23 protein-coding genes are annotated in these 23,086 nt (G+C 58.6%); 8 read left to right on the top strand and 15 right to left on the bottom strand.

The window, feature by feature from the left end; translation table 11 throughout:
* Positions 1 to 13: 13 nt before the first annotated feature.
* Positions 14 to 1,819 (bottom strand): glutathione-regulated potassium-efflux system protein KefB, encoded by a 1,806-nt coding sequence (gene kefB, locus RVY89_RS21550; RefSeq protein WP_262770906.1) that lies wholly within the window; start codon positions 1,817 to 1,819, stop codon positions 14 to 16.
* Positions 1,819 to 2,370 carry a glutathione-regulated potassium-efflux system ancillary protein KefG gene (gene kefG, locus RVY89_RS21545; RefSeq protein WP_014885493.1) on the bottom strand — a complete coding sequence of 184 codons (552 nt, stop codon included), beginning with the start codon at positions 2,368 to 2,370 and terminating at the stop codon, positions 1,819 to 1,821. Before kefG ends, kefB begins: the two co-directional genes overlap by 1 nt.
* Positions 2,371 to 2,508: 138 nt before the next feature.
* On the opposite strand from kefG, the gene RVY89_RS21540 reads away from it, so the two are divergent.
* Positions 2,509 to 4,413, top strand: coding sequence for an ABC transporter ATP-binding protein (locus tag RVY89_RS21540; RefSeq protein ID WP_484826420.1), 1,905 nt, complete (start codon positions 2,509 to 2,511; stop codon positions 4,411 to 4,413).
* Between the two features lie 15 nt (positions 4,414 to 4,428).
* On the top strand, positions 4,429 to 5,361 hold the full coding sequence (locus tag RVY89_RS21535; RefSeq protein WP_371899036.1) for a LysR family transcriptional regulator: 933 nt from the start codon (positions 4,429 to 4,431) through the stop codon (positions 5,359 to 5,361).
* Between the two features lie 85 nt (positions 5,362 to 5,446).
* Here the strand turns inward: RVY89_RS21535 and mdcH are convergent, their stop codons facing one another.
* The 8 genes from mdcH to mdcA all read right to left on the bottom strand — a co-directional run bounded on the left by mdcH (position 5,447) and on the right by mdcA (position 12,497).
* On the bottom strand, positions 5,447 to 6,343 hold the full coding sequence (gene mdcH / locus RVY89_RS21530; protein WP_484826419.1) for a malonate decarboxylase subunit epsilon: 897 nt from the start codon (positions 6,341 to 6,343) through the stop codon (positions 5,447 to 5,449).
* The gene (locus RVY89_RS21525; RefSeq protein ID WP_484826418.1) at positions 6,343 to 6,960 is read right to left on the bottom strand and encodes a malonate decarboxylase holo-ACP synthase; all 618 of its coding nucleotides are present in this window, start codon (positions 6,958 to 6,960) and stop codon (positions 6,343 to 6,345) included. The genes mdcH and RVY89_RS21525 overlap by 1 nt, the downstream gene beginning before the upstream one ends.
* Before the next feature lie 2 nt (positions 6,961 to 6,962).
* Positions 6,963 to 7,922, bottom strand: a complete 960-nt coding sequence (locus RVY89_RS21520; protein ID WP_484826417.1) for an AEC family transporter — start codon at positions 7,920 to 7,922, stop codon at positions 6,963 to 6,965.
* A 127-nt stretch (positions 7,923 to 8,049) separates the two neighbouring features.
* Positions 8,050 to 8,850 (bottom strand): biotin-independent malonate decarboxylase subunit gamma, encoded by an 801-nt coding sequence (gene mdcE, locus RVY89_RS21515; RefSeq protein WP_484827978.1) that lies wholly within the window; start codon positions 8,848 to 8,850, stop codon positions 8,050 to 8,052.
* Complete coding sequence (locus tag RVY89_RS21510; protein WP_484826416.1) at positions 8,850 to 9,683, bottom strand: biotin-independent malonate decarboxylase subunit beta; 834 nt, start codon at positions 9,681 to 9,683, stop codon at positions 8,850 to 8,852. The genes mdcE and RVY89_RS21510 overlap by 1 nt, the downstream gene beginning before the upstream one ends.
* Entirely contained in the window at positions 9,676 to 9,975 is a 300-nt protein-coding gene (mdcC, locus tag RVY89_RS21505; RefSeq protein ID WP_014885504.1) for a malonate decarboxylase acyl carrier protein, read from the bottom strand. The genes RVY89_RS21510 and mdcC overlap by 8 nt, the downstream gene beginning before the upstream one ends.
* 9 nt (positions 9,976 to 9,984) lie before the next feature.
* Complete coding sequence (locus RVY89_RS21500) at positions 9,985 to 10,842, bottom strand: triphosphoribosyl-dephospho-CoA synthase (protein ID WP_484826415.1); 858 nt, start codon at positions 10,840 to 10,842, stop codon at positions 9,985 to 9,987.
* On the bottom strand, positions 10,842 to 12,497 hold the full coding sequence (mdcA, locus tag RVY89_RS21495) for a malonate decarboxylase subunit alpha (protein WP_039024078.1): 1,656 nt from the start codon (positions 12,495 to 12,497) through the stop codon (positions 10,842 to 10,844). Before mdcA ends, RVY89_RS21500 begins: the two co-directional genes overlap by 1 nt.
* Positions 12,498 to 12,725: 228 nt before the next feature.
* On the opposite strand from mdcA, the gene RVY89_RS21490 reads away from it, so the two are divergent.
* From RVY89_RS21490 to RVY89_RS21480, 3 genes are read left to right on the top strand one after another with little or no spacing between them, the layout of a single operon-like run.
* On the top strand, positions 12,726 to 13,748 hold the full coding sequence (locus tag RVY89_RS21490; protein WP_484826414.1) for a hydrolase: 1,023 nt from the start codon (positions 12,726 to 12,728) through the stop codon (positions 13,746 to 13,748).
* Complete coding sequence (locus tag RVY89_RS21485; protein ID WP_063144226.1) at positions 13,745 to 13,963, top strand: YheU family protein; 219 nt, start codon at positions 13,745 to 13,747, stop codon at positions 13,961 to 13,963. Before RVY89_RS21490 ends, RVY89_RS21485 begins: the two co-directional genes overlap by 4 nt.
* A gap of 30 nt (positions 13,964 to 13,993) precedes the next feature.
* The gene (locus RVY89_RS21480) at positions 13,994 to 14,863 is read left to right on the top strand and encodes a phosphoribulokinase (RefSeq protein ID WP_063441821.1); all 870 of its coding nucleotides are present in this window, start codon (positions 13,994 to 13,996) and stop codon (positions 14,861 to 14,863) included.
* Between the two features lie 95 nt (positions 14,864 to 14,958).
* Here RVY89_RS21480 and RVY89_RS21475 read toward each other — a convergent pair whose 3' ends face one another.
* Positions 14,959 to 15,363: an OsmC family protein gene (locus tag RVY89_RS21475; protein WP_008503018.1), complete on the bottom strand. Its 405-nt coding sequence runs from the start codon at positions 15,361 to 15,363 to the stop codon at positions 14,959 to 14,961.
* A 310-nt stretch (positions 15,364 to 15,673) separates the two neighbouring features.
* On the opposite strand from RVY89_RS21475, the gene crp reads away from it, so the two are divergent.
* Together crp and RVY89_RS21465 are read left to right on the top strand one after the other, a co-directional pair.
* Positions 15,674 to 16,306 (top strand): cAMP-activated global transcriptional regulator CRP, encoded by a 633-nt coding sequence (crp, locus tag RVY89_RS21470; RefSeq protein ID WP_000242758.1) that lies wholly within the window; start codon positions 15,674 to 15,676, stop codon positions 16,304 to 16,306.
* A 57-nt stretch (positions 16,307 to 16,363) separates the two neighbouring features.
* On the top strand, positions 16,364 to 18,451 hold the full coding sequence (locus RVY89_RS21465) for a YccS/YhfK family putative transporter (RefSeq protein WP_484827977.1): 2,088 nt from the start codon (positions 16,364 to 16,366) through the stop codon (positions 18,449 to 18,451).
* Here RVY89_RS21465 and argD read toward each other — a convergent pair.
* The 4 genes from argD to ppiA all read right to left on the bottom strand — a co-directional run bounded on the left by argD (position 18,448) and on the right by ppiA (position 21,611).
* Entirely contained in the window at positions 18,448 to 19,668 is a 1,221-nt protein-coding gene (argD, locus tag RVY89_RS21460) for a bifunctional acetylornithine/succinyldiaminopimelate transaminase (RefSeq protein ID WP_181574017.1), read from the bottom strand. The two genes, RVY89_RS21465 and argD, sit on opposite strands and share 4 nt — an antisense overlap.
* Positions 19,669 to 19,754: 86 nt before the next feature.
* Entirely contained in the window at positions 19,755 to 20,318 is a 564-nt protein-coding gene (gene pabA, locus RVY89_RS21455) for an aminodeoxychorismate synthase component 2 (protein WP_484826413.1), read from the bottom strand.
* A 30-nt stretch (positions 20,319 to 20,348) separates the two neighbouring features.
* A complete protein-coding gene (locus RVY89_RS21450) occupies positions 20,349 to 20,933 on the bottom strand; it encodes a putative adenosine monophosphate-protein transferase Fic (protein WP_484826412.1) in 585 nt (194 codons plus the stop codon).
* Positions 20,934 to 21,038: 105 nt separating this feature from the next.
* Positions 21,039 to 21,611, bottom strand: coding sequence for a peptidylprolyl isomerase A (ppiA, locus tag RVY89_RS21445; protein ID WP_014885514.1), 573 nt, complete (start codon positions 21,609 to 21,611; stop codon positions 21,039 to 21,041).
* Between the two features lie 278 nt (positions 21,612 to 21,889).
* On the opposite strand from ppiA, the gene tsgA reads away from it, so the two are divergent.
* Positions 21,890 to 23,074, top strand: coding sequence for an MFS transporter TsgA (gene tsgA, locus RVY89_RS21440; RefSeq protein ID WP_484826411.1), 1,185 nt, complete (start codon positions 21,890 to 21,892; stop codon positions 23,072 to 23,074).
* Positions 23,075 to 23,086: the final 12 nt, after the last annotated feature.

Raw genomic sequence — 23,086 nt, 5'->3', positions numbered from 1 at the left:
CTTTCGTTACCCTTTATTCAAATTCATCCCAGCCATCGAGCTGGCGTCGTTCCTGTTGCATCTCGCGCTGGAAGATCTCCTCCAGCTCGCGACGCGCTTCCCGCACGCGGGAGATCTGCGCCGTATCGGTATGGACCGGCATCAGCTCGCGCAACATCCGCATATCCAGCCGGCGGAAGTGCATCTGGGCACGCTGCGCCTGATGCGGATGCATGCCGAGCGAGATCAGCGCCTTACGGCCCAGCTCCAGCGCACTGGAGAACGTCTCACGGGAGAAGTGTTTCACACCCGCCTGCAACAGTTCGTGAGCTTCAACACGTCCCCGCGCACGCGCCAGTATATGCAGATGCGGGAAATGCTGCTGGCACAACTCCACCAGCTTCATCGTATCTTCCGGATCGTTACAGGTAATCACGATGGACTCTGCCGCTTCCGCCCCCGCCGAGCGAAGCAGCTCGAGCTGGGTCGCGTCGCCGTAGTAAACCTTATAGCCATATTTACGCATCAGGTTGACCGCGCTGATATCGCGCTCCAGCACCGTAATGCGCATTTTGTTCGCCATCAACAAACGCCCGATCACCTGTCCAAAGCGGCCAAAGCCCACCACGATCACTTGGGGCTTGTCGTCTTCCACCCACGGCGCCTCGTCTTCATCGTCTGCCGGATTCAGGCGGCGCGACAGCAGTTTATCCACCAGCTTCATCAATAGCGGCGTGGTCATCATAGAAAGCGTGACCGTTACCAGCAAAAGCGCCATCTGATCGTCTTTAAACAGCTTCTGGGAAGATGCGGTGGAGAACAGCACAAACGCGAACTCGCCCCCCTGGCTTAACACGCTGGCAAACTGCATGCGTTCCGAACTGCGCAGCCCGTAGATACGTGACATGACGTACAGCACCAGCATCTTCACCGCCACCAGGATAGCGACGCTTACTATCACCCACAGCAGATGGGTATAGAGCACGCCAAGGTTGAGCGCCATCCCCACCGAAATAAAGAACAGACCTAACAACAGCCCTTTGAAGGGATCGATGGCAATTTCCAGCTCGTGCCGATACTCGCTCTCCGCCAGCAGCACCCCGGCGATAAAGGTCCCGAGCGCCATCGACAGCCCCAGCGCGTCCATAAATAACGCCGATCCCAGCACCAGCAGCAGCGTCGCGGCGGTAAAGACCTCGCGCACGCCCGACGCGGCAATAAAGCGGAACACGGGACGTAACAAGAAACGTCCGCCAATCAGCATCCCCGCGAAGGCCAGCACCTTCATGGCGATTTTAGCCCAGTCGAAGTGATCGTCGCCGGAGCCCGCCAGCAGCGGCACCAGCGCCAGCGCCGGGATCACTGCCAAATCCTGGAACAGCAGCACCGAAAAACCCAGCTGACCGGCTTCGTTGCGGTTCATCCCCTTGTCGCGCATCAGCTGCAAGGCCATCGCCGTTGACGACATCGCAAGGCCTATCCCTCCTATTACCGCCGCCTGCCATGAAAAGTTGGTCAGCATTAACAGGCCACCCAGGATCGCGGCGCTGAACAACACCTGCGCGGCGCCCACGCCAAAGATAGAGCGTCGGAGTTGCCACAATTTCGAAGGATTCAGCTCCAGGCCGATGATGAACATCAGGAACACCACGCCCAGCTCGGAGAAATGGAGAATCTCATCCACATCGCTGATGAATCCCAGTCCCCAGGGGCCGATCGCGATCCCCGCCAGCAGGTACCCCAGTACCGCACCGATACCAATACGCGCAGCGAGCGGTACCGCGACGACGGCCGCAAATAAAAACAGCACCCCGGCGAGGAGCAAATTCGATCCTTCCATTAACGACCTCCTGCCGGAATCGGTGACGCAAGCCATTCACCATAGGCTCTGGCGTGGCTTGCCAGTTCTTTCGGATCCTGGCGTCGCGCCCAGTAGACAATAATCGGGCTCATCCAGTGCATACGGCACATCGCCGCCGTCAGCTCGAAAGGCCGCAGGATGTCGCTCATCGGATAACGGTTCAGCCCGTCGTGGCGGTAAGCGCTTTCGGGTTCACCGGTTGTAATCACGCTACGCCAGTACTTTCCCGCCAGCTGGTTGCCCCCCACCCCGCTGGAGAAGCCCCGGCTCAGCACGCGGTCCAGCCACTCTTTGAGCAGGGCCGGACAGCTATAGGTATAAAGCGGATGCTGGAACACAATCACGTCATGCTGACGCAGCAGTTCCTGCTCGTAAGGAATATCAATAAAGAAATCAGGATAGTGCGCGTAGAGATCGTGCACCGTCACGTTACTGAGCTGTGTGGCCGGCTTAAGCAGCACCCGGTTTGCCACCGAGTCCTGAGATTCCGGATGGGCATACAGCAGCAGCACTTTTGCTGTCTGAGACATCATTCCCCTCCCGGTCTTGTTTCTGTTTTTGTGTATCGTCGTTGTTTTGGGCTACCATGGCGGCCCGGTGCGGAAAACGGCCCACACCTTACATTATCATAATGACAAATTAACATAGTCGGAACATACGGCGCTTCTATGATTGTTTTCTCCTCGTTACAAATTCGTCGCGGCGTGCGCGTCCTGCTGGATAACGCCACTGCTACCATCAACCCGGGCCAAAAAGTGGGCCTGGTCGGCAAAAACGGCTGCGGTAAATCCACCCTGCTGGCGTTGCTGAAAAACGAGATTAGCGCGGATGGCGGTAACTTCACCTTCCCGGGGAACTGGCAGCTCGCCTGGGTGAACCAGGAGACGCCAGCCCTGAGCGAACCGGCACTCGACTATGTTATCGACGGCGACCGTGAATACCGCAAGCTCGAAGCGGAACTTCATTCTGCTAACGAGCGCAACGACGGTCACGCCATTGCCACCGTTCACGGCAAGCTGGACGCCATCGACGCGTGGACCATTCGCTCCCGCGCCTCCAGCCTGCTGCACGGCCTGGGCTTCAGCAATGAACAGCTGGAACGCCCGGTCAGCGACTTCTCCGGCGGCTGGCGCATGCGCCTCAACCTGGCGCAGGCGCTGATCTGCCGCTCTGACCTGCTGCTGCTCGATGAACCGACTAACCACCTCGATCTCGATGCGGTTATTTGGCTGGAGAAGTGGCTCAAGAGCTATCAGGGCACTCTGATTCTGATCTCCCACGACCGAGACTTCCTCGACCCGGTGGTGGATAAAATCATTCATATCGAACAGCAAACTATGTTCGAGTACACCGGCAACTACAGCTCCTTCGAGCGCCAGCGCGCGACGCGCCTTGCCCAGCAGCAGTCCATGTACGAAAGCCAGCAGCAGCGCGTGGCGCACCTGCAGAGCTTCGTGGATCGCTTCAAGGCCAAAGCGTCAAAAGCGAAGCAGGCCCAGAGCCGCATCAAGATGCTGGAACGCATGGAGATGATCGCCCCGGCGCACGTGGATAACCCGTTCCACTTCAGCTTCCGCGCCCCGGAAAGCCTGCCAAATCCGCTGCTGAAAATGGAAAAAGTCAGCGCGGGCTATGCCGACCGCATTATTCTCGACTCCATCAAGCTCAACCTGGTGCCGGGTTCACGTATTGGTCTGCTGGGACGAAACGGTGCCGGTAAATCGACGCTGATCAAACTGCTGGCGGGCGAGCTTAACCCGGTCAAGGGTGAAATCGGCCTTGCGAAGGGCATCAAGCTGGGCTACTTCGCCCAGCATCAGCTGGAATTTTTACGCGCGGATGAATCGCCGATTCAGCACCTCGCGCGTCTGGCGCCGCAGGAGATGGAGCAGAAGCTGCGCGACTATCTCGGCGGCTTCGGCTTCCAGGGCGATAAGGTGACTGAAAACACCGAGCGTTTCTCCGGCGGCGAAAAGGCCCGTCTGGTGCTGGCGCTGATCGTCTGGCAGCGCCCGAACCTGCTGCTGCTCGATGAACCAACCAACCACCTGGATCTCGACATGCGCCAGGCGCTGACCGAAGCGCTGATCGAGTTCGAAGGCGCGCTGGTGGTGGTTTCGCACGACCGTCACCTGATCCGCTCCACCACGGACGATCTCTACTTAGTGCACGATGGTAAAGTCGAACCGTTCGACGGCGATCTGGAAGACTACCAGCAGTGGCTGACGGACGTGCAGAAGCAGGAGAGCCAGCCGGAGGAGTCGGCGAAGGACAACGCCAACAGCGCACAGGCGCGTAAAGACCAGAAGCGTCGTGAAGCGGAGCTGCGCACCCAGACGCAGCCGCTGCGTAAAGAGATTGCCCGCCTCGAAAAAGAGATGGAAAAGCTCAACGCCACGCTTGCCACTGTTGAAGAGAAGCTCGGCGACAGCGGCCTGTATGACCAGAGCCGCAAGGCTGAGCTGACGGACTGCCTGCAAACCCAGGCGAAGACCAAATCCAGCCTTGAAGAGTGCGAGATGGCGTGGCTGGATGCGCAGGAGCAGCTGGAAGCGATGCTGCAGGCTGAATAACACGCCGGGAGGGTTATGAGTTTCGATAACACGAGCGAGATTACGTTCCGCAAGCTCAGCATCTTCATGACGTTTATGGAGAAGGGGAATATCGCGCGTACCGCCGAAACTCTGGGCCTGAGCGGCGTCAGCGTTCACCGCGCGCTGCACACGCTGGAAGAAAACGTGCGCTGTCCGCTCTTTACCCACAAGGGGCGCAACCTGATTGCCCTGCCTTCCGCCTGGACGCTGCTGGAGTATTGTCAGGAAGTGATGCAGGTGATGGAGCGCGGGCTGGAAGAGTCGCGCAAAATTGCCGGGATCGGCCAGGGGCGGCTGCGAGTCGGGACGCTCTACTCGCTCACCCTGGAAACCGTGCCGCGTCTGATCATGGGCATGAAGCTGCGCCGTCCGGATCTGGAGATGGATCTGACTATGGGCTCCAACGAAACCCTGCTGCACATGCTGGACGAAGGCTCGCTGGACGCCATTCTTATCTCCATCTCCGAGAGCGACATCGATCGCAACAGCCTCGAAGTGCTACCCCTGTTCCACGACGATATTTTCCTTGCCGCACCAGCTTCCGCCACGCTGAATACCCGCGGGCCAGCGGATCTGCGTGATTACAAAGACCAGAAATTTGTCGCTCTGGCAGAAGGGTTCGCCACCTATGCAGGGTTTCAGGAGGCGTTTCATATCGCCGGATTCGAACCGGAGATTGTTACCCGGGTGAATGATATTTTCTCAATGCTGAGCCTGGTGCAGGCAGGAGTGGGCTTTACGCTGATGCCGGGCAGGATGAAGAAAGTGTATGAGAATTCCGTGCAGCTCCTGAGGCTGGCGGAGCCTTATCAAATGCAGCAGCTGATCGCGATTGTCTTTGCCCGCAACCGCGAGCAGGATCCGAGCCTGCGGGCGCTGGCCGCCGAAGGGCGGATGTATGCGCGCAGTTTGCAGGAAAGTGCCTGATATATTGCCCGGTGGCGCTACGCTTACCGGGCCTACAATTCGAGAGTAGGCCCGGTAAGGCGCAGCCGCCACCGGGCAAAAAAACTCACGCACGAAGCCGACGCGCCAGATGCACCGCCACGTCCACCCCGCTGCGCTCCAGTGAAATCGTCTCTCCTTCCCACGCAGCCTGACGCGTCAGGCAGGTCAGTACGCCGCCGGGCGGCATCTCGATCGCCAGCCGGGCTTCGCGTTCATTCGCTGAAATCATCGCCTCCTGCCAGCGCACCGTATGCGCCATGTTCATCGCCAGATCGTCGGCGATCTTTTCCGGCTGCCACAGCACGCGGCCGGTGCTGCCGCTCAGGTAGGCGCAGCGTGGGCGTGAAAGCGTGACCGATTCAAACGCCGTTGCCAGCTTTTGCGCCGGTTCCGCCAGCAGTTCGCAGTGGGACGGCACGCTGACCGCCAGCCGTTTGGCCTTGCTCGCCCCTTTCGCCAGCGCGCGTGCCGCTGCCTGCGCCATCCCTTCATCGGTTCCGGCAATCACGATCTGCGTTTCGGCATTCAGGTTGGCAATGTAGGTTCCGGTGCCTTCAATCAGCGTTTCCACCTGCGGCAGGGTTAAGCCCATAATTGCCGTCAGGCCGTAGCCGTGCGGGTACGCCTGCTCCATCAAATCACCGCGCAGCGCCACCAGGCTCAGCGCGTCCGTAAAGCTCAGCGCGCCTGCGATGACCGCCGCCGGATAAGCGCCGATGGAAAGCCCGCTGACGATATCCGGCGACACGCCGCGACGCTCCAGCTCGCGCGCCCAGGCCACGCCGGCAATCAGCAGCGAAAGCTGAACCGCGCGGGTATGGGTTAACGCGTCCGCGCTGTCCAGCGTATCCACTTCGGCGCCAAGCACCTCACGCGCCCGTTCCAGTTCCGATCCCGGCAGGTTTTGCAGCATGCCTTCATGCTGCGTGCCTTGCCCCGGAAAGGTAAACAGTATTTTCATCACTCCTCCCTGCGCCACGGATCCGACACCAGGCGCGGTCCACGGCGGGTTTTCAGCAGCGTTTTGCCGTCGCGCAGCCACTCCGCCAGCGCAAATCCCCCTTCGGGCGTATCGACCTGCGTATCCGCCCGGCACAATGCGCGGCTCAGCTGCGACTGCCATGCGGTAAAAGCATCGGGGGAAATTGGCCGCGGTGCGCGGATCAGCAGATCGAGATCGCTGTCGGCATGAATAACCGGAATACCGGTCGCCAGCGCGTAGCCGGTGCTGCCGGTAATGCCCCACGTCCACGGCCACGCCTGCTGAGAAAGCTGAAGCGCCACCTGAACGGGTGGCTGGGTGACAAACGGCGAGCGCAACAGATCGGCGGTTGCGCACAGGTCTTCCGGTGATACTACTCGCCGAACGTTTTCGGGCTTCACCCATCCGGCCGCCCGCTGGTCGCGACGAAAACCGCGCACGCCAACGGGAATGCGGCCTTCGCTATCAACATCACGCCGCACCACCACCGGCAGGCCGGTATGCCAGGCCGCCTCCACCCAGTATTCGGTGATGCCTTCCAGCGCGTCGCGCGCGGTAAGCCAGATGAGGTCGTGCGGGCGTAATGTTGCGGTCATGATTACATTCCTGAAGTCAGCGAGATAAACAGCGGCAGCGACAGGATACACAGTACGGAGCTTAACAGCAGCACGGCTTCAGCGTCCGGCGACTGCACGCCAAAGCGGTTACCGAACACCACGCCGAAGAAGCCCGCAGACAGCGCAATCATCAGGATCGCGGTGATCGCCACGGAGCCGTGCAGACCGAAGATCAAGACGATACCCCAGGCGATGGCTGGCTGAATCAGCAGTTTGGCAATGGTCGAGGTAATCACCATGGTGTTGATCTGCAGCTTACGGGCAGAGAGGATCACCCCGGTCAGGAACAGCGCCGCAGCGGTCGCGGACAGCCCCAGCGGTTTGATCGCCGCCAGCACCAGCTCCGGCATTTTGATCCCGATGGCAGACAGAATCACACCCAGCAGCGGCCCCATCACGATCGGTTTTTTAATGGAGCGCCACATCAGCACCGGCAGCATGGAGAGCGTTGAGCCGGAGTTATTGCCCTCGGCGCGCGCTTTTTCACGCTCCAGAATGAGCAGGCAGAACGGGGTCATCAGCACTGAGCCGCAGGCAATAGAGACCGCGACGGAAAGCGACGTGGACGCTCCTTCACCCAGCACGCTGCCCAGAATCGGCAGGCCAAGCGCTGCATAGTTCGGTAAAGCTACCGTCAGGGTCAGTACGGCCGCGTCGTGCGGGGATTTCTTAAAGACTTTGGTGGCGAGGAAGTAGATGGCCGCATAGGTAATCCACATCGCCAGCGTCAGCACCAGAATCAGCGGGGACTGCGCCACGATGCCGGTCCACGGGGTTTGCACGGTGGCGCTGAAAAGCGCGGCAGGCAGTGCAAAATCCATGACGAAGATATTGAGCAGGGAAACGTTTTTGTTATCGACCATCTTTGCCTTACCGGCCCAGAATCCCAGCAGCATGATGACGAAAATCGGTGCAAGAGCATGAACAATTACGTAAGTCATAAATCACCTGTAGTAAAAAAAGTTTTAGCACTGGTGCGATGTTTATTATTTTTCAGGATGCAGGCTCCCACGCGGGCGCAGCGGGCGCGCCCACGGGGTTTGCATCTCTGGCAGGTCTTTTTTTTACTTACCAGCTGGCTCGCATACGTTCACGTACGAGCGCCGAGCTGCGGCGGTTGTCAGCACCCAGACGATTTTTAAGCGTCGCGTCCTGACGAGCGTCACTGATGGCCTGTTGCAGGGTGGTTTTCACCTGCTCCAGATCGTTATCGGACGGGGCATCCGGGTTGCTGATATCCAGCAGGTTAGAGAGCAGCCCCAGCGTGGCGTAGTTGCTGATGTCGTAGGCCATAGGCGGAATGGTCGCCGCCAGTTTTTCCAGCGCCTCGACGGTACGCAGCGTGATGCGCGCCGCAGACTCTTTGCCCATCGCGTGGATCAGCACGCCTTTGTCGTTGAAGGCTATCAGACGGTTGGCCTGATAGCCGTGCGCCAGGAACGCGCCGGACATCGCCTTGCCGACGATAAGCCCAATCACCGGGTGACCGGCCAGGCGCGCATTCGCATAGGCTGCTGCCGCACCGGCCAGCGCCTGGTGAATCCCAAACGCCTCTTCGCGTCGGCCATAGGCCTGGCTTGGAACGTCGATCACTGCCACAATCGGGCGCTTCAGGGCCTTATCGGCATCCGCTGCGACGGTTTCGCTGATCACTTTCGCCAGGGTCCAGCCCTCCAGCAGACCGACTTCCCCTTTCGCCGCGCGCGGGAAGTGGTTGTTGGCATCCGGGACAACGGCAACAAAACGTACCGCTTCGCCGTTCAGTTCACCGTCTGCCGCCTGCACGGACGGGCATAGCCCCTCGATACGTTTGGCGTTCGGGGCGAGGATTTCCAGCCAGCGTTCGCCACGGCTCATTGCGTTACTCATCATTTCACCTCCCGGGCAAAAAGCGCGTTAATTTGTTCGGCATCAGCCTGTTTGCGGGTGTCGAAATTGGTCAGACGGGTCAGGTAATCATCGTAGTTATCGGTGCGATGTTTCGCGGGAACGCCTTTAGCAATCGCGTCGTTCATCGCCTGTTTCACCGCGTTGATACCGTCGCCGACGAGGGCATCCACCAGCCCGCTTTGATAGCGCACTTCGCCGCCGGTCATGCTCCAGATAAACGGACGATCGCGGGAGTCGTACTCCTCAATGCCCGCCTCCTGTTCGATAACCTGCGGACCGTTGAGGCCCAGACGCGCTTCGCGGGTCACAATCAGGTAGCTGCACAGCGCCGCCGCGATGGACATCCCGCCGAAGCAGCCCACGGTTCCGGCCACAATCCCGATAACCGGCGTGTAGCGACGCAGGTCCACAATCGCCGCGTGGATATCGGCAATCGCCGCCAGGCCGAGGTTCGCCTCCTGCAGGCGCACGCCGCCGGTTTCGAGGCACAGCACCGCCTGAGTCGGAATGCCGTTGCGGTTATCTTCCGCCGCCAGCTCCAGCGCCGCCGCCATTTTGGCGCCGGACACTTCGCCCATGCTGCCCCCCTGGAATGCGCCTTCAATCGCCACGACAACGGCTGGCTGACCGTTAATCGTACCTTTCGCCACCACCATGCCGTCGTCCGCCTGCGGCACAATGCCCTGTGGCCCAAGCCACGGAGAGATAATGCCTTCAAACGGATCCAGCAGTTCGCGGTAGCTGCCCTCGTCGAGCAGGGCCTGCGCGCGCTGGCGCGCTTTCAGTTCGATAAAGCTGCTGTCATCACGCATGGCTCACCCCCTCAAAAACCTGTTCGATACGAATGCGCGCCACGCCAGGCGTCGCGCCGAAGTCGTGGATGGTCAGCTTCCCTGCGGGCAGGCTGCTGACGGTTTGCAGACGGTTGAACAGCGCCTCCCAGCGCCCCCGGCTATTGTCCACGGAGGTGGTGATATCAATGGTTAACGTCTGGCCCGGTTCGGCGGTGAAGAGCACCTCCATATCCCCGGAGCCGACTACCCCTGCCAGCGCCCTGCCGCTTAACGCGCGGCTGGCTGGCACGGTCAATGTGATTTTTTCCATAACATCCTCTTAATGCTTTGAATTTGGCGTTTCGACGCGGTCGAGAAACAGCGTGGCGGCAAGCAGGTCGGCAGCGCCGCCCGGTGAGGCGTTGAGCGCCAGCATCTGACGATCTAACCTGGCCAGCGCCTGCTGGCCCGCAGGCGTTGCGCTGCCGCCAGCATTGAGCACCGCACGGGCGCCGTCCTGCATGGCGTCAAGCCCTTCCATTCCGGCACGTGACAGCACGCAGGTGTCGGTGAGTGAGGTCATGATGGCCATCAGCGCGTCGAGCCTGGCGTGCGTTTCGCTGCTGCCGTTGAGGCGGCTCAGACGAAGCTGCGGCAGCGCGCGCTGCATAACGTGCGGAAACGCCTGCTGCGCTTCTTCACGCGCGCCCGGCACGCAGTAACGGTGCGTGGCGCGCAGGCCTTTGCTGAACACCTTCGGCGCCGCCTCGTCCGGCAGTCTCGCCAGCTGCGCGGCGGTGCGGGCGACGTCTTGCGCCCTGGCATCACCGCCCAGCATCGCTACCGCGCTGACCAGCAGCCCCAGAGCCCAAATCGCGCCGCGATGGGTGTTTACGCCCCCGGTTGCGGCCATCATCTGCTGCTCGCCTTCGCGACCGAGTCGCCCGACGGTTTGCCGAAGTGCGATATCTGCCGGGCGCTGCCAGCTTTGCAGCGCCAGCGCCTGAAACGTGGAGGTCAGGCTGTGCGCGGAGCGCTCCATCAGCGCAAGGGATAAATCGTGGTGCGCGCCGTTCCCCCGACTGTCCACCAGACCGGGTTTTGGGCTTAAACGTGCTTCGTCAATCAGACACTGCGTGGCGGTTCGCGCCAGCCATTCGGCACCGCCTTCAACCTGAATCCGGGGAAGAAGTTTCATTACCAGCTCCGGAATTTCGCAGGTGGGTTATAGAGACCGCCGGACCATTCCACCAGGTCCGACACGCTGCCTGCGGCCAGCAGAGAGCGGGTGGCGTCAGTGCGGCGAATCCCCATATCTTCCGGATACACAACCTTGCCGCTCTGGCGCAGTTCCGCCACGCGTTTGGCATCCACGCCCAGTCCGATGTCGGTGATCCCCGCGACGGCGGCGACCATGGCGCGACGCTCTTCCAGATCTTTCGCCCGATAGAGGTAGGCAATCCCCTCCTCCGTCAGCACGTGGGTGACGTCATCGCCGTAGATCATGACCGGCGCCAGCGGCATGCCGGAGGCTTTCGCCACGTCAACGGCATCGAGTTTTTCCACGAAGGTCGGCTTCACGCCCGCCTGGAAGGTTTCCACCATCTGCACGACGAGTTTTTTACCGCGCTGCATTGGGTCCGGCTCGGTGATCATGTTCAGCCAGGCTGGGGTCGCATGACGACGACCGTGCGGGTCGTGCCCCATGTTTGGCGCACCGCCGAAGCCGGACAGACGGCCGCGGGTTACGGTTGAGGAGTTGGCGTAACCGTCTACCTGCAGCGTAGAGCCGATAAACATATCCACCGCGTACTGACCTGCCAGCTGGCAGAAGGCGCGGTTGGAGCGCATAGAGCCGTCGGCACCGGTAAAGAACACGTCCGGACGGGCGCGGATGTACTCCTCCATCCCCAGCTCGCCGCCGAAGCAGTGCACGCTCTCCACCCAGCCGCTTTCAATGGCGGGGATCAGCGTCGGATGCGGGTTCAGCGTCCAGTGTTTACAGATTTTGCCCTTCAGGCCGAGCTGTTCACCGTAGGTGGGCAGCAGCAGCTCAATCGCCGCGGTGTTAAAGCCGATCCCGTGGTTCAGGGACTGCACCTGGTGTTCCGCGTAGATGCCTTTGATGGCCATCATCGCCATCAGGATGTGTTCCTGTTTAATCAGGCGCGGGTCGCGGGTAAACAGCGGTTCGATAAAGAACGGCTTATCGGCAACCACCACGAAGTCAATCCACGAGCCCGGAATATCCACGCGCGGCAGGTCACACTCGTCGTCAACCAGCTCGTTCACCTGCGCGATGACGATGCCGTCGTGGAACGCGGCGGCTTCCACCAGCGCCGGGGTATCTTCGGTGCTCGCCCCAGTGTAAAGGTTACCTTTGCGGTCGGCTTTAAAGCCGGCAATCAGCGCCACGTTGGGCGACAGGTCGACGTAGAGGCGTGAGTAAAGCTCGATGTAGGTGTGAATCGCGCCGATTTCGAGCTGACCATCTTCCAGCAGCTGGGAGATTCGCAGGCTCTGCGTCCCGGAGAAGGAGAAGTCCAGCTTGCGGGCGATGCCTTTCTCAAAGATATCCAGATGTTCGCTGCGGCCCACGCTCGGCATGATCATATGCAGGTCGTGGACGATCTGCGGGTTCACTTCGGCCAGCGAGCGGGAAAGGAAATCGGCCTGCTTCTGGTTGTTACCTTCCAGCACGACCTTGTCGCCTGGCGCGATCAGTTTTTCCAGCATGGCGACAAGATCGCCGGTTGGCAGTACCTTGCCCTGCACCGGTACGGACGCCAGACGACGCGCTTTTTCGCTGCGTCGCGTGTTCCATTGCCGGGTGGGTGTTTGCCCAGATAACATTATTAACCTCCTGATTCAGCTAATCATTTTGATTTGCTTAACGTTGAGTAAAGTGTGCGCTCTGGTGAGAAAGGCATCAATTAAGCGTAGAGCGGAATCATTAGCCTGAGAGTAATAATCAAGGTAAATATTTGTGATCGGGATCAGTTCATGTTTCGGAAAACCAGGCTAAACGGGGTACAATTCGGAAAGTATCGTTAATTTCCGACAAGAATCAGCATCGCGCTTATGACCCAAATCATTCCATCAGGCTTCGAGATTGCAGCCGAAGACAGCACTGAGTTCGTGCCCATGCGCGGCGTCGCCAATCGCCATTTGCAGACCATGCTGCCGCGACTGATCCGCCGCAAGGTTCAGTTCACCCCGCACTGGCAGCGGCTTGACCTGCCAGACGGTGATTTTCTGGATCTCGCCTGGAGCGAAGCGCCTGAACAGGCTCGCCATAAGCCGCGGCTGGTGGTTTTTCACGGTCTGGAAGGCAGCCTGCACAGCCCGTATGCGCACGGGTTAATTGAGGCAGCCAAAGCGCGCGGCTGGCTCGGCGTGGTGATGCATTTTCGCGGCTGCAGCGGCGAACCGAATCGTCAGAAACGCATCTATCACTCGGGTGAAACCGAAGACGGCACGTGGTTTTTACACTGGCTGCGGGACAACTTCGGCACCGTGCCCACCGCGGCCGTAGGCTACTCGCTGGGCGGAAATATGCTGGCCTGTCTGCTGGCTAAAGAGGGTGAAAGAGTCCCGCTGGATGCCGCCGTCATTGTCTCCGCGCCGTTTATGCTGGAGCAGTGCAGCTACCACATGGATAAAGGTTTTTCCCGCGTCTATCAGCGCTACCTGCTCAACCTGCTGAAGGCCAACGCGGCGCGTAAGCTGAAGGCCTACCCGGACACCCTACCGGTCAGCCTGCGCCAGCTGAAAAAAGTGCGCCGCATCCGCGAATTCGACGATCTGATCACCGCGAAAATTCACGGCTTCGCCGATGCGATTGACTATTATCGTCAGTGCAGCGCCATGCCGCTGCTCAGCAAGATCACGCAGCCAACGCTGATTATTCATGCCAAAGATGACCCGTTTATGGATCATCACTCGATCCCCGCTCAGGAATTCCTGCCCGACAACGTTCACTATCAGTTGACCGAGCACGGCGGCCACGTCGGGTTTATCGGCGGCACGCTGCGCCGCCCGAAAATGTGGCTTGAGGCGCGTATTCCTGACTGGCTAACCCCTTATCTGGACGGTGCAAAATGATTATTCCCTGGCAGGATCTGGCTCCCGAAACGCTCGATAATCTGATTGAAAGCTTTGTATTACGCGAAGGCACCGATTATGGTGAACAGGAACGCTCGCTTGAGCAAAAGGTCAACGATGTTAAGCGCCAGCTGAAAAGCGGCGACGTGCTGCTGGTGTGGTCAGAACTGCATGAGACGGTCAATATCATGCCCCGCAACGCGTTTCACGGCTGATCTTCCACCCTTTTCAGTCAGGGAGTTGCTATGTCTGCCAGACATCCGGTTATTGCCGTTACGGGGTCGAGTGGTGCGGGAACCACCACCACCAGCCTCGCATTTCGCAAGATTTTCGCCCAGCTGAACCTTCGAGCGGCGGAGGTCGAAGGCGACAGCTTTCACCGCTACACGCGTCCGGAGATGGACATGGCCATCCGTAAGGCGCGCGATTCGGGTAAACACATCAGCTACTTCGGCCCGGAGGCCAATGACTTCGGCCTGCTGGAACAAACCTTTATCGAGTACGGTCAGAGCGGCAAAGGGCAGTCCCGCAAGTATCTGCATACCTATGATGAAGCCGTTCCCTGGAATCAGGTGCCGGGAACCTTTACGCCGTGGCAACCGCTGCCGGAACCCACCGACGTCCTGTTTTACGAAGGATTGCACGGTGGCGTGGTCACGCCGCAACACGACGTGGCGCGCCACGTGGATCTGCTGGTCGGCGTGGTCCCTATCGTTAACCTGGAGTGGATCCAGAAGCTGACGCGTGACATGAGCGAGCGCGGCCATTCGCGAGAGGCGGTGATGGACTCCGTGGTGCGCTCCATGGAGGATTACATCAACTTCCTGACGCCGCAGTTCTCCCGCACCCATATCAACTTCCAGCGCGTGCCGACGGTGGACACCTCAAATCCGTTTGCCGCTAAAAGCATCCCGTCGCTGGATGAGAGCTTTGTGGTGATCCATTTCCGCAATCTTGAAGGCATTGATTACCCCTGGCTACTGGCGATGCTGCAGGGCTCGTTTATTTCGCACATGAATACGTTAGTCGTGCCGGGCGGAAAAATGGGGCTGGCGATGGAGCTCATCATGACGCCGCTGGTGGAGCGACTGATGGAAGGGAAGCAGATTGCGTGACGTTTGTTGCCGGATGGCGCTTCGCTTATCCGGCCTACGTTCGTGCAGTTGTAGCTTTTGTAGGCCCGGTAAGCGCAGCGCCACCGGGCTTTGTTTTAAGCCTCGATCACTTCATACGAATGCGTGATTTTTACCGCTTTCTCCAGCATTAACGCCACAGAGCAGTACTTCTCCGCAGACAGGTCCACCGCGCGCGAGACCGCCGCGTCTTTCAGTTCTTTACCGGTGACCACAAAGTGCAGGTTAATATGGGTAAACAGGCGTGGCGCCTCTTCGCGACGTTCTGAAGTGAGTTTAACCTCACAATCCGTCACGTCATGACGCCCTTTTTGTAGAATAGACACCACGTCAATGGCGCTGCATCCACCTGCCGCCATCAGCACCATTTCCATTGGGCTTGGCGCTTTATCGCCGGAGTTACCATCCATCAAAATCTGGTGTCCGGATGCGGACTCGCCCAGGAACGTTAAACCTTCAACCCATTTCACGCGCGCTTGCATATTCTTAAACTCCAACGTTGCATTTTTGGTGACAGATTACGCGTGCGTTACATTTCTCGCAATGGAAGGCGACCTGCATCATGCTGAAGCGAGACACCAGGAGACACGCGGCGAAAGCTATGCTAAAACACTCTGGATGCTACAGTAATACATTGACGTTACACATGTATGCAGAGGACATCAAACTTTACTGGCTGCGAAACGTTACGGTAGCCGACTTCCCAGGTATGGGTAAGAATTCGATTGCAACCCCAGAGTCCGGATGCATCTGATGACTCTGGTGACAGCTTATAACAGAGGATAACAGCGCATGGTGCTTGGCAAACCGCAAACAGACCCGACTCTCGAATGGTTCTTGTCTCATTGCCACATTCATAAGTACCCATCAAAGAGCACGCTGATTCACCAGGGTGAAAAAGCGGAAACGTTGTATTACATCGTTAAAGGCTCGGTGGCAGTGCTGATCAAAGATGAAGAAGGGAAAGAGATGATCCTTTCTTATCTGAACCAGGGCGATTTCATCGGTGAACTGGGCCTGTTTGAAGAGGGCCAGGAACGTAGCGCCTGGGTTCGTGCAAAGACAGCATGTGAAGTGGCTGAAATTTCTTACAAGAAGTTCCGTCAGCTGATTCAGGTTAACCCTGACATCCTGATGCGTCTTTCTTCCCAGATGGCGCGCCGTCTGCAGGTCACCTCAGAGAAAGTGGGCAACCTCGCCTTCCTGGACGTTACCGGCCGTATCGCACAGACCCTGCTGAACCTCGCGAAACAGCCAGACGCCATGACCCACCCGGACGGCATGCAAATTAAAATTACCCGTCAGGAAATTGGTCAGATCGTCGGTTGCTCCCGTGAGACTGTGGGCCGTATCCTGAAAATGCTGGAAGATCAAAACCTGATCTCCGCCCACGGTAAAACCATCGTGGTCTACGGAACGCGTTAATTCCGCTTAAACGGCGTGCCATCGCAAGGTGTCACGCCGTTTTTGTCTCTATTCCCCATGTGGCGCAGGCTGATCTATCACCCGGAAGTTAACTACGCACTGCGACAAACGCTGGTGTTGTGTCTTCCTGTGGCCATAGGCCTGATCCTCGGGCATCTTCAGCAAGGCCTGCTGTTTTCCCTCGTACCCGCCTGCTGCAACATTGCCGGTCTGGACACGCCGCATAAGCGCTTTTTCAAACGCCTGATTATCGGTGGCTGCCTGTTTGCGGGCTGTAGCCTCGCCGTACAGCTTTTACTGGCTCGTGATATCCCGCTGCCGCTGATTCTGACCGTGCTGGCAATGACGCTCGGCGTCACGGCGGAAATAAGTTCGCTGCACGCTCGCCTGCTTCCCGCGTCGCTGATTGCGGCCATCTTCACGCTAAGCCTCGCCGGGAATATGCCGGTGTGGGAGCCGCTGCTGATCTACGCCCTGGGGACATTATGGTACGGGCTGTTTAACTGGTTCTGGTTCTGGCTGTGGCGGGAACAGCCGCTGCGCGAATCCCTGAGCCTGCTCTATGTGCAGCTAGCGGAGTACTGCGAAGCCAAATACACCCTGCTGACCCAGCATACCGATCCGGAAAAATCCTTACCGCCCCTGCTGACGCGCCAGCAGAAGGTGGTGGATCTGATAAGCCAGTGCTATCAGCAGCTGCATATGCTCGCCGCCAACAAGAACCACGAGTACAAGCGGCTGCTGCGCACCTTTCAGGTCGGGCTGGATCTGCAGGAGCATATCTCCGTGAGCCTGCACCACCCGCAGGAGGTGCAAAAGCTGGTCGAGCGCAGCCACGCCGAAGCGGTGATCCGCTGGAACGCGCAGACCGTCTCCGCACGCCTGCGGGTGCTGGCCGATGATATTCTCTATCACCGCTACCCCACGCGCTTTAACATGGACAAACAGCTCGGCGCGCTGGAGAAAATCGCTCGTCAGCACCCGGATAACCCGGTCGGGCAGTTTGCCGCCTGGCACTTCAGCCGCATCGCCCGCGTGCTGCGCACCCAGCGTCCGCTTTATCCGCGCGACCTGATGGCGGATAAGCAAAAACGGCTGCCGTTATTGCCCGCGCTCAAAAGCTATCTTTCTCTTAAATCGTCCGCCCTGCGCAACGCAGCAAGGATTAGCGTGATGCTCAGTACCGCCAGCCTGATGGGCATGGCGCTGCATCTGCCGAAACCGTACTGGATCTTAATGACCGTGCTGTTTGTCACCCAGAACGGCTACGGCGCCACGCGGGTGCGTATTCTGCACCGGGCGGGAGGAACGATGGCCGGGCTGATCATCGCGGGCGTGACGCTGCACTTCCACGTGCCGGAAGGCTATACCCTGGCTGGCATGCTGGCGATTACGCTGGTGAGCTACCTGATTATCCGCAAAAACTACGGCTGGGCGATGGTGGGCTTTACGGTGACGGCGGTATATACCCTGCAGCTGCTCACGCTCAATGGCGAACAGTTTATTATCGCCAGGCTGATTGATACCCTGATCGGCTGCCTGATTGCCTTTGGCGGCATGGTCTGGCTGTGGCCGCAGTGGCAGAGCGGGCTGCTGAGGCAGAACGCCCACGACGCGCTGGAAGCCGACCAGCAGGCTATTCGCCTGATCCTGAGCGATGACCCGCAGCCTTCCCCGCTGGCTTATCAGCGCATGAAGGTCAACCAGGCGCACAACGCCCTGTTTAACTCGCTCAACCAGGCGATGCAGGAGCCGGGCTTTAACTCGCACTATCTGGCAGACATGAAGCTGTGGGTGACGCACAGCCAGTTTATCGTCGAGCATATTAACGCCATGACCACGCTGGCGCGCGAGCACACGATGCTGACGTCGGATCTGGCGCAGCGATATTTGCAGTCGTGTGAAATTGCGTTGCAGCGGTGTCAGCAGCGTCTGGAATATGACTCGCCGGGTGAGTCGGGAGATTCGAACATTCTGGAAGCGCCGGAAACGTTAACCCACGGGCCAATGAGCACCCTGGAGCAGCATTTGCAGCGCGTTCTGGGACATCTGAACACCATGCACACCATTTCGTCGGTGGCATGGCGTCAGCGTCCGCATCACGGGATTTGGCTAACCCGCAGGTTGAAGCGAACGGCGTATTAACCTTTTACGATCTTCGCGACCGCGGCGGCAAAGCGGGTTAACCCGTCTTCAATGTCTTTGTCTTCCACCACCAGCGACGGTGCGAAACGCATTACGTCCGGCCCGGCGTTCAGCACCATCACCCCTTCGCGAGCGGCGGCATGCAGGAAATCACGCGCGCGTCCCTTGTACTGCGGCTTCAGCTCGGCGCCAATCAGCAGTCCCATCCCGCGGATCTCGCTGAACACGTCGTACTGCTCGTCAATCTTTTTCAGGTGTTTCACAAACAGCTCGCGCTTCGCGCTAACGCCGTTCAACACCTCTGGCGTGTTGATGATGTCGAACGCGGCACCCGCCACGGCGCTCGCCAGCGGGTTACCGCCGTAGGTTGAGCCGTGAGAACCGACGTGGAACGCGGAGGCGATCTCCTGCGTCGTCAGGACCGCACTCACCGGGAAACCGCCGCCGAGCGCTTTCGCGCTGGTCAGAATATCCGGCGTCACGCCGTAGTGCATATAGGCAAACAGGTCCCCGGTACGCCCCATTCCGCACTGTACTTCATCAAAGACCAGAAGCGCCTGATGCTCGTCGCACAGCGCGCGCAGCCCTTTCAGGAATTCCGGGGTTGCCGCGGTCACGCCGCCTTCACCCTGAATCGGCTCGACCACCACCGCGCAGGTGTGGTCGTCCATCACCGCTTTCACCGCGTGCAGATCGTTAAACGGCACGTGAACGATGTCGGCCGGTTTCGGGCCAAACCCGTCGGAATACTTTGGCTGTCCGCCAACGGAAACGGTAAAGAAGGAGCGTCCGTGGAAGGCGTTGTGGAAGGCGATGATTTTGGTTTTGTACGGGCTGTGGCGCGTTGTCGCGTAGTAGCGCGCCAGCTTAAAAGCGGTTTCGTTGGCTTCGGTGCCGGAGTTCATAAACAGCACGCGCTCGGCAAAGGTCGCATCAATGATCTTGCGGCCCAGGCGCAGCGCCGGTTCGTTGGTGAACACGTTGCTGGTGTGCCACAGGGTTTCCCCCTGGGTTTTCAGCGCCTCCACCAGCGCGGGATGGCAATGACCCAGCGCCGTGACAGCAATACCGCCCGCGAAATCCACATACTCTTTACCCTGCTGATCCCAGACGCGGCTGCCTTTCCCCTTCACCGGGATAAACTCAGCCGGTGCATAAATCGGCAGGATCACTTCATCGAATGTCGCGCGGGTAATTGCTGGTTGTTCAGTTGCCATGTCATGACCATCCATTTTATGTCACAGTGATTGTGAAAATATAATCACAAAATATGCATAAAAAATCACAACAAGGCAACAGTTATTCAGCGATGGAGGAAATTTGCCAGCAGCGCGTGCCCTTGTTCACTGAGGATGCTTTCCGGATGGAACTGCACGCCTTCGAGATCCCATTCGCGGTGGCGAATCCCCATGATCTCCTGCGTATCGCTCCAGGCGGTCACCTCAAAGCAGTCGGGCAGCGTCGGCGGGTCAATCACCAGCGAGTGGTAGCGCGTCACGGTTAACGGATTATTGAGCCCCTTGAACACCCCCGTACCCGCGTGCGTGACCGGCGAGGTTTTACCGTGCATCACTTTGGCGGCGCGCACGATGGTGGCACCAAACGCCTGGGCAATCGCCTGATGGCCCAGACAGACGCCCAGGATCGGCAATTTGCCGGCATAGTGCTGGATAACCTCCAGCGAAATACCCGACTCCGACGGGGTGCAGGGCCCCGGTGAAATCACGATTTTCTGAGGAGCCAGCGTCTCGATATCGGCGAGATCGATTTCGTCGTTGCGACGAACAACCACCACTGCACCCAGTTCACAAAAATACTGGTAAAGGTTCCAGGTGAAGGAATCGTAGTTATCAATTAGCAGAATCATGGCGGCTCCCGAAAAAAATGCCGCCCTATTCTACTCAGATTCCCGCGCTTCGCTCACTACTTTGGCAAAGATAGCGTTTAGCGCGGTTAAATCACCCGTTGCGCCGCTGCGGTTAGCCGCCACCCACTGTTCGGGATCCATATCGCGCCAGTCCAGCGCGTAGCCCGCGTGGAGCGCCAGCTGCTCGAAAAACACGCGCTGGGCAATACCGTTGCCGCGCATAAAAGGGTGCAGCATGTTGATTTCGCAGTAATAGTGGCTAACCCGGTCAACAAACGCCGCTTTCTCAAGACCCACGAGATACTTTTCGCTTTCCAGCGCCGCCATCAGCTCATTACCCATTTTTTCGATGTATTCGAAATGGCAGAAGGGAATATCACCCTTGAAAATATCGTCGGTACGGAACTCGCCTGCCCGCTTCATCTCTCTGCGGTAGAGATGGCGGTGAATAAGGCACAGATGGGGTAACCCGGGCGCGGAAGGCCCAAGCTCCAGGGTCTCAATGTCGGGATCCGATGGACCATTACCTTTCTCAAGGAGACAACTGGCCTGAAAGTTGACGCTACGCTGCTGCTCCCAGAGACGGGATTTTTGCTTGTCGGTGAGTTTTTTCACTTAACGCCTCCCTGAATAGTCCGTTTGCCACAAGTATAAGCAGCAAAACGCGCTTTCGCAGGGAGGGCGACATAACGCGGGCAGGAGAGCCCGCGTTCAGAAGGATTACGGCAGAACTTTTGCGGAGAGGATCACGACAGGTTTTGACGGCACATTCTGATACGGACCGACGTCGTGAGTAGGCACCTGAGAAATCTTGTCGGCCACGTCCATCCCTTTCACGATTTTACCAAACACCGCATAGCCGAAGTCACGCTGGCCGTGGTCGAGGAAGGCGTTATCCGCCACGTTGAGGAAGAACTGGCTGGTCGCGCTGTCTTTGTCTGCGGTACGCGCCATTGAGATCGTGCCGCGCTTGTTCAGCAGGCCGTTGTCCGCTTCGTTTTTAATAGGCGGGTTTGGCTGTTTCTGCTGCATCTGCTCGTTGAAGCCGCCGCCCTGAATCATGAAGCCCGGGATCACGCGGTGGAAGGTGGTGTTGTTATAGAAACCACTGTTCACGTAGTCGAGGAAGTTTTTCACAGAAACCGGGGCTTTCTGGCTATTCAGTTCCAGCTCAATGTTCCCGGCGGAGGTGGTCAGCAGAACGTGAGGGTCCCCTTTGGCTGCCAGCGCAGCAGGGGAAACGGCAGAAAGAGCAAACACAGCTGCGACAGCCGCCAGTGTTGATTTGAGCATGAGAATTCCTTAACAAAGCGCAGTATAAAAAGCGAATGGCTTGATTCTAAAGAGCAGTATGAACGGAGACCAGCCTTTTACCTAATTTTACGAAATTGAAACAGTTGTAACCGCGCAAACGGTTGGCTTTAGCGCCTTTTTGTGTGATCAAGATCACATAAAAACCTGCAATGAACTTCTAATTTCTCTTAAAAGATATGAATAGATCACTTTAATGTCTAAAATCTGCCCGCTCTCAGCGCCCTCTGGGCGCCTTTCTTTTTCTGAACAGGCCAGACATGACTAACAGCAATCGCATCAAGCTCACATGGATCAGCTTCTTCTCCTACGCCCTGACCGGCGCGTTGGTGATCGTCACCGGGATGGTGATGGGGAATATCGCAGACTACTTCCACCTGCCCGTTTCCAGCATGAGTAACACCTTTACCTTCCTCAACGCGGGGATCCTGATCTCTATCTTCCTGAATGCCTGGCTGATGGAAATCGTGCCGCTGAAAACCCAGCTGCGTTTTGGCTTTGTGCTGATGGTCGCCGCCGTAGCGGGTCTGATGCTGAGCCACAGCATCGCCCTGTTCTCTGCCGCCATGTTCGTGCTCGGCCTGGTGAGCGGGATCACTATGTCGATCGGTACGTTCCTGATTACCCATATGTATGAAGGCCGCCAGCGCGGCGCGCGCCTGCTGTTTACCGACTCCTTCTTCAGCATGGCCGGAATGATCTTCCCGATGGTCGCGGCCGTTCTGCTGGCGCGCAGCATTGAGTGGTACTGGGTCTATGCCTGCATTGGGCTGGTCTACGTGGCGATCTTTATTCTGACCTTCGGCTGCGAGTTCCCGGTGCTGGGCAAGAAAGCGCAAACTACCGCAGAACCCGTCGCGAAAGAGAAATGGGGTATCGGCGTGCTGTTCCTCTCCATCGCCGCCCTGTGCTACATCCTGGGCCAGCTGGGCTTTATCTCCTGGGTACCGGAATACGCCAAAGGTCTGGGCATGAGCCTGAACGACGCAGGCAAACTGGTGAGCGATTTCTGGATGTCTTACATGTTCGGCATGTGGGCGTTTAGCTTCATCCTGCGCTTCTTTGACCTGCAGCGCATTCTGACCGTGCTGGCGGGCCTGGCGACCGTGCTGATGTATCTGTTCATCAACGGCTCCCCGGAACATATGCCGTGGTTCATTCTGACCCTGGGCTTCTTCTCCAGCGCCATTTATACCTCGATCATCACCCTGGGCTCCCTGCAGACCAAAGTGGCCTCGCCGAAGCTGGTTAACTTCGTTCTGACCTGCGGCACCATCGGCACCATGCTGACCTTCGTGGTCACTGGCCCGATTGTGGCCCACAGCGGCCCGCTGGCCGCGCTGCACACCGCGAACGGTCTGTACGCCGTGGTGTTCATCATGTGCTTCGTTCTGGGCTTCGTGACCCGCCACCGCCAGCACAACGTGGCGGCAGCGTCTCACTAAACCCTGCGCCCC

This window comes from Enterobacter sp. 3U4 (genome assembly GCF_057224565.1).
Note: the sequence above shows the minus strand (reverse complement) of the source record. Positions and strands in the feature narration are given on the sequence as shown.

Coding starts and splice junctions, on each gene's coding strand:
- kefB (WP_262770906.1), bottom strand. CDS start 1,819: ATGGAAGGATCGAATTTGCTCCTCGCCGGGGTGCTGTTTTTATTTGCG.
- kefG (WP_014885493.1), bottom strand. CDS start 2,370: ATGTCTCAGACAGCAAAAGTGCTGCTGCTGTATGCCCATCCGGAATCT.
- RVY89_RS21540 (WP_484826420.1), top strand. CDS start 2,509: ATGATTGTTTTCTCCTCGTTACAAATTCGTCGCGGCGTGCGCGTCCTG.
- RVY89_RS21535 (WP_371899036.1), top strand. CDS start 4,429: ATGAGTTTCGATAACACGAGCGAGATTACGTTCCGCAAGCTCAGCATC.
- mdcH (WP_484826419.1), bottom strand. CDS start 6,343: ATGAAAATACTGTTTACCTTTCCGGGGCAAGGCACGCAGCATGAAGGC.
- RVY89_RS21525 (WP_484826418.1), bottom strand. CDS start 6,960: ATGACCGCAACATTACGCCCGCACGACCTCATCTGGCTTACCGCGCGC.
- RVY89_RS21520 (WP_484826417.1), bottom strand. CDS start 7,922: ATGACTTACGTAATTGTTCATGCTCTTGCACCGATTTTCGTCATCATG.
- mdcE (WP_484827978.1), bottom strand. CDS start 8,850: ATGAGTAACGCAATGAGCCGTGGCGAACGCTGGCTGGAAATCCTCGCC.
- RVY89_RS21510 (WP_484826416.1), bottom strand. CDS start 9,683: ATGCGTGATGACAGCAGCTTTATCGAACTGAAAGCGCGCCAGCGCGCG.
- mdcC (WP_014885504.1), bottom strand. CDS start 9,975: ATGGAAAAAATCACATTGACCGTGCCAGCCAGCCGCGCGTTAAGCGGC.
- RVY89_RS21500 (WP_484826415.1), bottom strand. CDS start 10,842: ATGAAACTTCTTCCCCGGATTCAGGTTGAAGGCGGTGCCGAATGGCTG.
- mdcA (WP_039024078.1), bottom strand. CDS start 12,497: ATGTTATCTGGGCAAACACCCACCCGGCAATGGAACACGCGACGCAGC.
- RVY89_RS21490 (WP_484826414.1), top strand. CDS start 12,726: ATGACCCAAATCATTCCATCAGGCTTCGAGATTGCAGCCGAAGACAGC.
- RVY89_RS21485 (WP_063144226.1), top strand. CDS start 13,745: ATGATTATTCCCTGGCAGGATCTGGCTCCCGAAACGCTCGATAATCTG.
- RVY89_RS21480 (WP_063441821.1), top strand. CDS start 13,994: ATGTCTGCCAGACATCCGGTTATTGCCGTTACGGGGTCGAGTGGTGCG.
- RVY89_RS21475 (WP_008503018.1), bottom strand. CDS start 15,363: ATGCAAGCGCGCGTGAAATGGGTTGAAGGTTTAACGTTCCTGGGCGAG.
- crp (WP_000242758.1), top strand. CDS start 15,674: ATGGTGCTTGGCAAACCGCAAACAGACCCGACTCTCGAATGGTTCTTG.
- RVY89_RS21465 (WP_484827977.1), top strand. CDS start 16,364: ATGTGGCGCAGGCTGATCTATCACCCGGAAGTTAACTACGCACTGCGA.
- argD (WP_181574017.1), bottom strand. CDS start 19,668: ATGGCAACTGAACAACCAGCAATTACCCGCGCGACATTCGATGAAGTG.
- pabA (WP_484826413.1), bottom strand. CDS start 20,318: ATGATTCTGCTAATTGATAACTACGATTCCTTCACCTGGAACCTTTAC.
- ppiA (WP_014885514.1), bottom strand. CDS start 21,611: ATGCTCAAATCAACACTGGCGGCTGTCGCAGCTGTGTTTGCTCTTTCT.
- tsgA (WP_484826411.1), top strand. CDS start 21,890: ATGACTAACAGCAATCGCATCAAGCTCACATGGATCAGCTTCTTCTCC.